Origin of the sequence: Aliiroseovarius pelagivivens (assembly GCF_900302485.1) — a bacterium.
GTDB lineage: Bacteria > Pseudomonadota > Alphaproteobacteria > Rhodobacterales > Rhodobacteraceae > Aliiroseovarius > Aliiroseovarius pelagivivens.
The window spans coordinates 1,963,326-1,975,333 of the sequence record NZ_OMOI01000001.1 but is presented as its reverse complement, the minus strand read 5'-3'; the positions used below and the strand labels follow the sequence as shown (position 1 = coordinate 1,975,333).

General features: G+C 57.1%; 11 protein-coding genes. All 11 read right to left on the bottom strand.

The genetic code is table 11. From position 1 onward, the window contains the following. Positions 1–2: 2 nt before the first annotated feature. The 11 genes from ALP8811_RS09615 to ALP8811_RS09565 all read right to left on the bottom strand — a co-directional run bounded on the left by ALP8811_RS09615 (position 3) and on the right by ALP8811_RS09565 (position 12,008). Positions 3–1,085, bottom strand: coding sequence for a glycosyltransferase family 4 protein (locus ALP8811_RS09615; RefSeq protein ID WP_108856895.1), 1,083 nt, complete (start codon positions 1,083–1,085; stop codon positions 3–5). Between the two features lie 4 nt (positions 1,086–1,089). Beyond that, entirely contained in the window at positions 1,090–2,118 is a 1,029-nt protein-coding gene (locus ALP8811_RS09610) for a glycosyltransferase family 2 protein (RefSeq protein ID WP_108856894.1), read from the bottom strand. After that, on the bottom strand, positions 2,115–3,077 hold the full coding sequence (locus tag ALP8811_RS09605; RefSeq protein WP_108856893.1) for an NAD-dependent epimerase/dehydratase family protein: 963 nt from the start codon (positions 3,075–3,077) through the stop codon (positions 2,115–2,117). Before ALP8811_RS09605 ends, ALP8811_RS09610 begins: the two co-directional genes overlap by 4 nt. 8 nt (positions 3,078–3,085) lie before the next feature. Continuing rightward, entirely contained in the window at positions 3,086–4,330 is a 1,245-nt protein-coding gene (locus tag ALP8811_RS09600) for a class I SAM-dependent methyltransferase (protein WP_108856892.1), read from the bottom strand. Next, positions 4,327–5,430: an acyltransferase family protein gene (locus ALP8811_RS09595; RefSeq protein ID WP_108856891.1), complete on the bottom strand. Its 1,104-nt coding sequence runs from the start codon at positions 5,428–5,430 to the stop codon at positions 4,327–4,329. The genes ALP8811_RS09600 and ALP8811_RS09595 overlap by 4 nt, the downstream gene beginning before the upstream one ends. Then, positions 5,427–6,632, bottom strand: coding sequence for a DegT/DnrJ/EryC1/StrS family aminotransferase (locus ALP8811_RS09590; protein ID WP_108856890.1), 1,206 nt, complete (start codon positions 6,630–6,632; stop codon positions 5,427–5,429). The genes ALP8811_RS09595 and ALP8811_RS09590 overlap by 4 nt, the downstream gene beginning before the upstream one ends. Positions 6,633–6,652: 20 nt before the next feature. After that, on the bottom strand, positions 6,653–7,777 hold the full coding sequence (gene rfbG / locus ALP8811_RS09585) for a CDP-glucose 4,6-dehydratase (protein ID WP_108856889.1): 1,125 nt from the start codon (positions 7,775–7,777) through the stop codon (positions 6,653–6,655). A gap of 8 nt (positions 7,778–7,785) precedes the next feature. Further along, positions 7,786–8,592, bottom strand: coding sequence for a glucose-1-phosphate cytidylyltransferase (gene rfbF / locus ALP8811_RS09580; protein WP_108856888.1), 807 nt, complete (start codon positions 8,590–8,592; stop codon positions 7,786–7,788). A 115-nt stretch (positions 8,593–8,707) separates the two neighbouring features. Further along, on the bottom strand, positions 8,708–10,357 hold the full coding sequence (locus ALP8811_RS09575) for an ArnT family glycosyltransferase (protein WP_108856887.1): 1,650 nt from the start codon (positions 10,355–10,357) through the stop codon (positions 8,708–8,710). Beyond that, positions 10,354–10,782, bottom strand: coding sequence for a GtrA family protein (locus ALP8811_RS09570; RefSeq protein ID WP_108856886.1), 429 nt, complete (start codon positions 10,780–10,782; stop codon positions 10,354–10,356). Before ALP8811_RS09570 ends, ALP8811_RS09575 begins: the two co-directional genes overlap by 4 nt. Then, positions 10,779–12,008: a glycosyltransferase family 4 protein gene (locus ALP8811_RS09565; protein ID WP_146184006.1), complete on the bottom strand. Its 1,230-nt coding sequence runs from the start codon at positions 12,006–12,008 to the stop codon at positions 10,779–10,781. The genes ALP8811_RS09570 and ALP8811_RS09565 overlap by 4 nt, the downstream gene beginning before the upstream one ends.

Sequence of the window (12,008 nt, the reverse complement as noted above, 5' to 3'; positions counted from 1 at the left end):
GTTCAGACCTCGGCCGCGCTGTCGATTACGCGGTCCCAGTCGCCGAGAACCCGCGCGGGATCAAGGTAGTCTCTGTTCAAATTCGCAGCCTTTGCCATGCCTTTGCGCAGCTCTGCATCTTCGATCAGTCGGTGCAAATTTTCGGTCAGTTTCTCAACGTTTCCGGTCTGCACCAGCAAGCCGTTCACCTCGTGCTGGATCATTTCGCGTGGGCCAAAATCACAATCGAACGAGACGATTGGAACGCCTGACAAGGTGGCTTCGGCCACGACGTTGCAAAACCCTTCATATCGCGAGGTGACAACAACAATGTCGCCTTCTCCAAGCCATGCGCCATGTCGTTGCGTTGTGCCGGGCATCGAGACGACGTCCTCGAGCTTCAATTCAGAGCGTAGGTGTTCCAAAGAGGAGCGTTCCGGGCCGTCTCCATAGATGGTCAGATTGATGTCAGGATGTGCTTCACGCAATTTGGCCAGACACTGCAAAAGCATGTCGAACCCCTTTTGCCAATCCAAGCGCCCGACGGCCACAAGATCGGTGGCGCGATCGTCTGTCTGAATGCGCGTGCCAGTCATTGGAGTACACGGGTTGGGGATTACCTGGGTGCGCTGGTGCAACTTGCTGGGAAGCTGATCGCGACCACGCTCGGTCAACGTGACGATGGCGTTTGCGCGCGGCCCCAGAAGCATTGCGGCTTTTTTCCAGACCGGGTGATTGTTCTGTACGTTTGGATTGTTGCGCTCGGAAATTACAATCGGCACACGACGCCCCATACCCGCGACAAGGGTCAGGACGTTTATCTTGGTCAGAAAGGACACGATCACATCGGGCTTGCGCTTGCGGATCAACCTGCGCACGTGGCGCAACCTGCGCAGTTGGCTGACCGGTGCGCTCATATCAACATCGGGTTCTAATACCGTCAGAGTGATATCCGGAGCGTAGTTGTAATAAGTGCCGTCTTTGGGCGCGCGCATGGCTGCGACTTCAACCTCATCGCCTTGGGCGACCCGGTGATTGGCGATCATCGCGACAATCTTCTCGGCCCCACCGGTCCCGAAGCCACCCTGAATGAAAAGTATGCGCAAAAACCTATCCCACGATCTTGTTGATTAGGGTTTCCGTATCGGGTTCTGCAGAGGTGCCAGTGCTAGCAAGTGCCCGACCAGCCGTCTTATTCCCTTCGCGTGGCGTGTTAAGTTCTGCTTCGATCAATGGCCGATGCAGATCTTTGGACTGCATGAAAATCCGCCCGATGTATTCGCCAAGTATGCCAAGGAACATGGCGTTCAACGTCATGGACAGCAACAGAAGCACGGTGGTGGTTGCGAAACCGGCGGGCCAGTCTTGCCCGAACACCAGCTTTGCGACGATGTAGAACATCATCAACAGAAACGTTCCCAGCCCGACGATCAGGCTGATATATGAGGCCAACCTGAGCGGTAGAAGCGAATGGTTGATCATTCCGTCAATGGCCAGTGACAGCATGGCACGGAAGGGGAATTTCGACTCGCCCTCAAGCCGGGCCTGCCGGTCATATTCAAAGCCGATCTGGCTGAACCCCATGCCGCTGATCAATCCGCGCACGTAAGGCGAGCGGTCATCGACGCGTCTCAATTCGTCCAGAATACGCCGGTCGGTCAGGCGAAATTCGCCCGCATTCCGGGGCAGATCATCATCGCTGATCTTGTCAATCAGCATGTAGTAGAAACGGCGCGCGAAGGCGGTGAGGCGTCCGTCCGGCAGGCTGCGGCGCACGCCATAAACCACCTGATTGCCCTGTTTCCACAGGTCCAGCATTTTCGGGATCAGCTCGGGTGGGTCTTGCAGGTCGCAATCCAGTTGAATGGAACACGCCCCGCGCGCGGCCCGATAGGCGGTCAGCACGGACGCCTGATAGCCCACGTTTTTCGAGAAACGGATGACCCGCACGTTTGGATCGTTTTGTGCGATTTCAGACAAGATCAGAAAAGTATCATCGTCCGAGTGATTGTCCGTGAAAATGATCTCGGGCTCGTAGTCGTCCAGCTCTGAAAACACTGTAAGTACGCGGTCATAGGCACGGCGGACGTTCGCCTCTTCATTCAGGGCCGGGATGAGGATCGAAACAAGGGTTGTCATGCTGATCTCCTGTTCGTGGGGTGAGAAACGCCTTGTCTTGCGGTGTCAACCAACATGGCTATTCCGTCTTCCAAACCGATTTCGGGTGACCAACCCAGCAAAGCCCGTTGAGAGGTCGGATCAATCCTAAGCTCAACATGGTCGTCATCCCGTTGATCTTTGAAGTGTGAAAGCTCGACTGACGCCCCCATCGCGTTGACAACGGCGAGGGTCACCTCGCGCATTGTGGGGGCGTTCCCGGTCCCGATGTTTACAACATCAGGTGCCGTGTCCGACATCTCGGCCATGCGTAAAATGGCCGAGACCACATCGCTGACATGAATAAGATCCCGTCGATCCTTGGGGCGCGAAATGGTGATGGGGTCACCAGCCAAACAAGCTTGGATTAGCGACGGCAAAAGAAAGTCCGGGGATTGCGCGGGGCCATACGTCAACGCCAGCCGCGCGGTTGAGACCGGGAACGGGATGCGGCTTCGCACGCCGCTTAGAAACTGGGTTCCGGCCAGCATGGACAAGCCATAGGCGTTATTGGGGCGTTCCTTGTCACTTTCGCGATACGGGGAAACGATCGGGCCGTATTCGGCAATGGTCCCAGCACGAACAAATGCTTTTGGCGAGGTCGTCGCGCGCGCGCAGGCGGACAGAAGTGCCACAAGTGGTGTCAGGTTTTCGTCCAGACCAAGTTGCAGATCCGACAGATCTTTCTTGGCCGTGAAGCGGGTTCTGGCCCCAAGGTGAAAGACGATCTCTGGCCGGGTCTGGGCCAAACAGGCGTCCAACCTGTCCTGATCGGTAAGCGGCACGCGCTGAATATCGAGTTGCGCGGCGATGTCAGACACCCGATCCAGTTTCGAGTTCGGGCGCACAAGCAGCGTAACCTCATCTCCACGCACAAGACATTTGCGTGCCAGATGTGAGCCAATAAAGCCCGTGCCGCCTGTGATCAGAACTCGCGCCATCCTGTCACCTATGGCACAAGGCGCGGCATCGGCAGGGGCACGATGAACTTTCCGCCACTTGCTTCGAAGTCAGACATTTGTTCGCGGATTTCATCAAAGAAATTCCAAGCCAAAACCAGCAGGTAATCAGGTTTGCGTTCGGCGACCGCGTCTGGTGACAAAATCGGCAGACGGGTGCCAGGGGTGTAGAGACCCTGTTTCAGCGGGTTCTTGTCGACCACGAAATCGAGTGTTTCCGCGCCGATGCCAAAATAGTTCAACAGAGTGTTGCCCTTGGCGGGTGCACCATAGGCGGCGACAGTTTTGCCCTCGGCCTTGATGTCGGCCAACATGACCTTCAATTGGCGCCCCAGCTCGTCCACCCGTTCCGCAAAAGCTTCATAGGTCGAACGTTCCGTCAGCCCAGCGGCGCGTTCTTCTTCCAGCATTTCCCCAACAATCGGTGTGGGGGCTTGTCCAAGACTTGCGCGCTTCATGAAGACCCGCATCGATCCCCCATGGACGGGAAGCTTGGTGACATCCACCACATCCATGCCGCGCGATTGGCCAAGCCGGACAATCGACAAAAGGCTCAGTTCGGACATGTGCTCGTGATAGACATTGTCGAATTGGTTGGTCTCGACGATCTTTTTGCCCCAAGGCACCTCGATCACGAAGACACCGTCATCGTCCAACAGAACCCGAACGGCATCCATGAACCCGTGCAGATCATCGATGTGATTGAAGGTGTTTGTGGTGGTGATGACTTTTGCAGGCCCCTTGTCTTTCAACACTTCGCCGGCGGTTTCGGGGTTGAAATACGCGGTCAGCACATCAACGCCTCGCTCTTTCGCAAGCGGGGCCAGGTTGGCGGCGGGGTCAATGCCCAGAACGGTCGCGCCAGCCTTCACGGCATGCCCCAGCATCAGGCCATCGTTGCAGCCCACGTCGACAATCAACCCGCCATCTGCATATTCACCGGCTACTGACGCAAGCCCCGCGAAGTGCTCGTGCATGGTGGCCGCCCCCGAGGGGACATACAGATAGTCCTCGAAAAACGCATCCGGCACCTGATCTGCAACCTGAATAAGCCCGCAATCCAAACAGGCTTGGGTGTTCAGTTCAAATGCCGGTTGGCGTTGTTCCGGATCAGCCGTCTTGGCGAACATATTTGCCGGTGGATGCGCGCCCATTGGCAGGAACAGAAACAGGTTTTTGGACCCGCAGGTACGGCACTGAGTCAGGGTCGAGGCGGGTTTGGATTGCATATTCATGAAAGCGTTCCCTTTTGGATAATTTTTGGCTGATTGGCCCAACTCTTGGCCAGTTTTTGAGGGTATTTTTCAAACAAGATGAAAGAAATATGGGCGGCTGCAATGGACAGAATGAAGGTGACGACGCCGAACAAGAACACGCTGGCCCACGCATTGTCCGAGAACAGACCCAGCTTCTGAAATACGATCCGTGTGGGCATGTAGATATAAGGGTGCACCAGATACAGGCTGTAGCTGATCGTGCCCAGATACTGCGCCCACCGGGCTGACAGAAGCCGTGCCGTGATGCTGTCTTTTTCGACAGCAAAAAGGAAGTACAGGAAAGTCAGCCCCATGCAGATCAGGGTGATCGGTTGGCCGAGCTCTCCCGCGCGGAAATCGAAATGGACGCGAGACGAGGCATAGGCCAGCGACAACGCCGCCGCGATCTCGAGCATCGGGCGGGCAGGGAGCTTTTTAACGAACCGTCGGCCATGCAGGATGAAGACAAGAATACCTGCAACGAAATAGATGGACTTTGGGAACAGAACCAGAAATGCGATCGAGGCCAGCGCCATGATCATCTGAAGCCCGCGCAGTTTTTGGGTGATCGCAAACGCGCCCAGCCCTGCAAGGCAATAGAACATCATCTCATAGGTCAGGCTCCAAGCATTTGGGGTCAGTTGTTCGGTGCCCGCCAAAAGGTTGGTGAAGGTAAGTGCGTACAGGATCGTAGGCAGATTGTTCAGACCCGGTTGCAGGTTCGTGATTGCATTGCCCACAATGAATATCAGCGAGAAGACCAGAAACAGCGGATAGATCCGCAGCATCCGGCGCCACGCGAAGTCACGCGGTTCATAACGGAAGGCGCTGGGCAGGATGACGAAACCTGAGATTGCAAAGAACAGATAGACAAAGAAGGTGCCGAAGTTCCAAAGCGGCTCGGACACGGCCAAATACGCAGCGTTGTCGAAATAGACATGTTCGGCTGTGCCGCCAACAATGTGGGCAAACAGCACCATCGCTGCTGCCACGCCCCGCAGCCCATGAATGCCGGTATTCTGGCCGCCTTCATAAGGCAGCCAGCTCGGCAATTGGTGAGGGGCGCGGCGTTTGGTCATTGCGCGGCGACACCCTGTTGCAGGCGGGCGAAATCAGTAAAGATCTCATGCATGTAGTCCATATGCGCCTGTGTCAGACCGTGATGCACAGCCAAAAGAACTCCGCCTTTCATCACCTCATCTGACACCGGATATCCCGCCGGGTCGGTCTTGCGGGTGACGTTTTGCATGGCGGGCTGACGCAGGATGTTGCCGGTAAAGACCGGGCGCGTCTGGATGTCGGCCTTTTCCAGATGAATTTGCATGTCGCGCCGTGTGAAGGGGGCGCTTTCGCGCAGGGTCACAGGGAAGGACAGCCAGCCCGTGCGGCTGTTTGGCAGTTGATTGGGCAGAATGAACCAGTCCTCATAGGCTTTGAAGAAGGCCATATGTGCATCGAAGTTCTTTTCACGCTCGCGGATGTTGTGATCCAGCTTGTCCAACTGAACCAAACCGAAGGCCGCGCTGATCTCTGACGGCTCCAGATTATATCCCAGATCTTCGAACAGGAACTTGGCATCATAGTCGATCCCGTCCACCTGAACGTTAAACCGGTTCTCGATGGTTTCGCTTTCGACAAACAGCGACGAGCTGCGCCCCCATGAGCGCAGAAGCAGTGCCCTGCGGCCCAGTTCCTCGTCATTCACGCACAGCATGCCGCCATTGCCCGCACCGTTGATCACATGCGAGCCATAGAAGCTGGTGGTCGAGACATCCGAATACTTGCCGGTGCTGTCTGATCCAATCGTCGCGCCCAGCGTGTCGGCGCTGTCTTCGATGACCTTCAGCCCGTGTGCGTCGGCGATTTCGCGAATGCGTACCCAGTCGGGCAGGTTGCCGATCAGGGATGGGATCATAACGGCCGAGGTGTTCGGCGTGATCATCCGCTCGATCGCATCCACATCGATGTTGTAGGTCCCGGGGGCGACATCCACAAAGGCAGGCACCAGCCCCTGACGTACCAAGGGGGCAACCGTTGTCGCGAAGGTCAGGGCAGGGGTGATAACCTCGCTGCCCTTGGGCAGGTCCAGAATTTCGACCGCCAGATAGTTTGCAGACGACCCCGAGTTCACCATGATCCCGTGGGATTTGGCAAAAAGCGCGGCCACGCGCTCTTGCATTTTTCGTACGCGCGGACCCATCTGGGTCGAAGTCTTCAGAACCTCGACAACAGCGTCAATCTCTTCCTGACCATGGACGGTCTGACCGTAGTTCACTCGCATAATAATCTCCTTTCCCGGTGCTATTGCGCGGCAACCGGTGCATTATTGTGGTTTCTCTTGTCCATCAGGTCGCCGTAATGGGCGATTTGGGACAAGGTAAAATCTTTCATGTTTTCAACGGCTAGATGGGCGCGATACCAATCTACCGTCATCAGGACGGCCCGTGCTAGATCTAGCTGCGGACGCCATCCAAGACGGGTCTGTGCTTTGGTGCTGTCCAACCGAAGAATGCCGGCCTCGTGCAGATTTACCGCCGGGTTGCCAAATTCGAACTGCGGACCGCCTGGTCCCCAGCTGTGCTGCATCAACCCAGCAAGCGTTCGTACATCCACCGTATCCGAGACATCCGGACCAAAGTTCCAGCCTTCGGAATAGGGGGCGCCATCGGTCAGAAGCTTTGCTGCAAGCGCCAGATAGCCCGAGAGTGGTTCCAGAACATGCTGCCACGGGCGGATGCTGTGAGGGTTGCGGATCTGAACGGGATCCCCCGCCGCCACCGCACGCACGATGTCTGGGATCAAGCGATCCTCGCCCCAATCCCCGCCGCCAAACACATTGCCTGCGCGCACTGTCGCCAGTTGCGGTCCGTTTTCCGCGTGGAAGAACGAGCGGCGATAGGATTGCGCGATCAGCTCGGTTGCGCCTTTCGAGGCGCTATAGGGATCCGAGCCGCCCATCGGGTCGTTTTCGCGATACCCCCAGCCCCATTCGTTATTTTCATAACACTTGTCGCTGGTCACAACGACCACGGCTTTCAGTGACGGCATGTTGCGCGCCAGATCCAACACATGCGCCGTACCGGATACATTGGTTGCGATGGTCGCAGCAGGTTCGGCGTAGGACCGGCGCACAAAGGGCTGCGCCGCCATGTGGATCACAAGATCAGCGTCGATATCGCCTGCGCAAGACAGCAAGGCCTCGCGGTCACGAATGTCGATCAACCGACTGTCCATGTCACCGGTCAGCTTGGTCGCATCGCACAGGTTTGGACCCGGTTCGGGGGCAAGGGCGATACCTGACACGCGCGCGCCAAGCTGCATCAGCCAATGACTGATCCAGCCGCCCTTGAACCCGGTATGGCCAGTGACAAGAACGTGGCGACCTTTGAACGCGCCGCCGAAATCAGAAGGAACAGCGCCGGACATCACGAGCCTCAAATCGCAAGGGCTGTGATGTCAGACGAAAGCTCTTCATTAAACCGCATCCAAGGTGGTGTTTCCTCTTCGCACAGGTTGTTCAACGTATCGCGGTCGCGAATTGTGTCCATTGGATGCCAGAACCCGTCATGCTTATAGGCCATCAGTTCGCAATCCTGCGCCATTTGGGTCAGAGGCGACTGTTCCAATGGCTCCATGTCATCGACGAAATAGTCCATGACCTCGGGTTCGAAGACGAAATAGCCACCATTGATCCAGGTGTTGCGACGGCGCACCTTTTCGGTAAAGGCTTCCACCCGGTCGCCCGCCAGTTCGATGTTACCGAACCGTGCAGGAGGTTGTACGGCGGTGACGGTGGCCAGCTTGCCATGGGATTTATGGAAATCGATCAGCGCATTGATGTCGATGTTCCCCAGCCCATCAGAGTAGGTGACCATGAAGGGGCCGGGTTTCAGCCACTCTTTCAAGCGACGAATGCGGCCGCTGGTCATGGTCTTTGGGCCGGTGTCAACAACGGACACGTTCCACCCACCGGGTGATGCCGGGGTCAGGTCCATCTTGCCGCTGTCAACGGCGACCGTGATGTTGTTGGCAATCAGGTGGTAGTTGGCAAAATACTGCTTCAGGCACAGGGACTTATATCCCGATGCGACAATGAAGTCGTTGTGCCCGAAATGGCTATAGATATCCATGACGCGGGTGATGATCGGACGGCCACCTACCTCGACCATGGGTTTTGGGACGGTGACGGTTTCCTCCGCCAGACGCGAGCCAAGACCGCCGGCTAGCAAAATTGTCTGCATTGTTCGTTCCCCCCTTTTAAAGCTGTTTGAACGAGTGTGAATTGCGCCCCAATCAGTGCCACCCTAGGGACGCGGTTCAGAAAAAATATGTGTTGAAAGTGTTGCAGGATGGGGATCATTCAGAAATCTCCCCGGGTTGAAGAAAAACACGGCCCTCGCCATATCGATTGTTCAGCCCGTTGACTGAAACTTCGCGATAACCGTGCACTATTGCATAGTCCAAAAGTGGTTTTTCCAGTTTGGGCTCATATCCCAGCAGCAAGGCGGCGGGCGGTTCCGTGTCAAATACGGACGTGATCTGCTCTGGTCCGGCCATCACATAGTGCTGGGCCAGTTCAGGCTCGGTATGAGGGGCGATCCGATAGGCGAACTGCCCGGTGGCCAGCTCTGGATAGACATCAAGCCCTGCCTCAAGCGGATAGATCGGCAGGAAAGTCGCCACTTTGCCATTCACGATGCCATGTTCTGTCATCGTCGCCGCAAGGGCATTGCCGCCCGCGTTCATACGCTGCGGCGTCGAGGCACCGACCCCAAGTGTGGTGCGTAGCTCTGGGGTAAGCCAAGGCAGGGCGGTCAGCACGCATAGCAGCGACGCAGCCGCAAGAACCGGTCGTGTATAGTCATGCTTGGACCACGGCACGCGGGCAAACATCAACGCGGCCAGAATGGGCAACACCACAAGCGGTGCAATATAGTATTGCGAGAAGCCGGGCGTGGGCAGGAAACTCATCATCGCGGTGGTCAGAAGGGTCCCAAGGACGACCAGAACAGGACCGAACGCGGACTGCTCGGTGTCGTCGAAGCTTGTGGACTCGGTGACGGCCATCCAGCCAAAGCAAAGGACGACGAAGCCGACGATCAGGGGGACGCCATTTAGCCAGGTCCCGTAGGCGAGTTGCGCTTTCGCGCCCAGCCCCAAGGCCAGACCCGGCTCGGTCAAGCGGTTGACCTCCCAGTAAGCGACATGAGGTCCCGAGTGGAACTTCACAATGTGGGCCAAGAACAGCTGAGGATCTGACAACAGCAGGATGAAAAGGGGCAGTGCTCCGACCAATCCACCCAGAAGGATCGGCAGAGCCACACGGCGTACGCGAACCGCAAAAGGAAGCGCTGCGGGCAAGAGGAAGGCCGCAATTGCAACGGGTGGAATGAAAGCGATCGCGCTGACCTTCATACCGGCCGCAAGGGACAGGCATACCCCCGAGGCGAACAGACGCGACACTCTGAGACGCTGTTCCTTCAACTCAATCAGGAAGAACCCAAGGCCGGCAAGGGCAAAGGGCAGTTGCAACAGGTTGTTGGATGCCGCCATGCCAGGTTCGTTCATCAAGGGATGGCAGGTCAGGATCGCTACGGCTGAAAACAAGGATAGGCGTACAGAGTTCGACAGGCGCAACGTTAGCCAGCTGGTTACCCCAACCAGCAAAAGCCACGCGGCGAAAATTCCCATTCTGGCTGAGAATAGCAGCCCTCCGGCTCCGAAAATCAGATCGAAGCCCCTGAAGTACCACGCTGAATAAGGGACATGGTTGTAAAAGACGTCTTGGTAGAGCGACAGTTCCCCTAACAGTCGGGCCGGGGGGACGAACATCATCTCGTCGCGGCGCAAACCGTATCCCATCAGGCGGCCATAGACTGCGGCCAGCAGCACGGCGAAACCGATCACCACAGCAATCTGCGCCATGCGACGCGCAATAGGGTCATCCACCGTCTTTTGTGTGGTTGATGCCGTTGAGCCAGATTTGAACAGTTCGGTTACACTCATGCTACGCCCTTTCCGTTATCCGATCCGCCCTGAAGGGCGGCCGAGACAAGCTTGAACGACAACAGCACGGTGGGGACCAGCGCGATGGCCTGTGCCAGATAGGCCCCGGCACCCAATCCCATCAGCAGCTTTAACAGGACCGCATTAAACAGATAAACGGCCACATAAGCTGCCACGTAGTAAGGGAAGCGACTGTAGCCGCGTGTTCCGAACACAAACCGGCCATGGGTCATGTGATTGAACACCACGCCGATGGCGAATTGCAAAGCCAGCGCAATCTGCGGATGCGCCCCTGCGAATACGAATGCCGCGTAGATGGAATATCCAAATGCCGTATTGACCACCCCGGCCAACAGGAACCGCACGAAGCGGTTGTCGGGCTGCGAGGCTTTGCCCGAAGGAGGTGTAGCGACCGCCCGGGTCATGACGCCAACTCTGCATAGTCGAGACCCTTGGGAAGTCTCGCATCACGGTCAAGAGGCTCAACTCCCATGTGTTGCATCAAAATGGAGTTCACAAGATGCACATCATAAGAGCGGCACGCATGTTCGCGTGCGGCGTTGCCCATGGCGGTCGCTAGGGTGGGATCGTCGATGAAACGTTTCATCGTCTGCGCAAGGGCGCTCGCGTCCCCTTGAGGAAAGACCAGACCAGACACACCGTCTTGGGTGGCTTCGCCACAACCGGGGGCGTCTGTGGTGATCACAGCGCGTCCACTGGACATGGCCTCAAGGATCGACCGCGGAACGCCCTCACGCAGCTCGGTCGGCAAGACAAACACGCTGCACTTGGCCAGATACGGACGTACGTCACGTGTCTCGCCCAACCAATTGACCAGCCCGCGTTCTTGCCAATCGGCAAAAAGGTCGGGGTCAATGGCGTCAGGGTTGCTGTCTGCCGGTCCCAATATGTCGATGTCACATTCATGCCCTTGGGCACGAAGAATTTCAGCGGCTTTGCCAAGGGTCAAAAGCCCTTTGCTGCGCAATAGCCGCCCGATGAATAGGAATTTCACGCGCCCTTCGGGGACGGGTGTCTCTGTATAGCGCCGCGTATCCACGCCGGATCCGGGCACGTCATGCAGTGGCACGCGGTCTGGGATCAGATGAAAGCGGCGGATGTCGCGCCGGTCGGCCGAATTGTAGCAAAACGCCCCGTGAATGCGGCGCAGCGCCAACCGATGCAACAAGATTGACAGGTCGCGTACGCGTTTACGCCGTCCAGTCGGGTTCTCTTCCATGAAGCTATAGCCAAGCCCTGTGAACAGCGCATAGCGATGCGGAACACCTGCAATCTGTGCGGCAAGGCTGCCGTAAATATTGGGTTTCATGGTGTAGGAAATGACAAGCTCGGGCTTTTCTTTCCGAAAGAACCGCACCAGCGCCCAAAGCGTTCCTAGATCGTGCAGCGGATTGGTTCCAGTGCGATCCATGGGAATGGGGCAGGGGCGCACGCCATTATCGCGCAGCGTCGCGGCGGTTTCGTCGTCGATGTCTGCCGCAGCCGCCAGCACTTCATAGCCGTTCGAGGACAGCCTGCGGATCAGATCGAGGCGAAAATTCACCAAAGACCATCCAAGACTTCCCAGAACCACGGCCTTCTTCGGCACGTCATTCGTGGTCGGCATTTGCATTTGAGATGCGCCCGACAT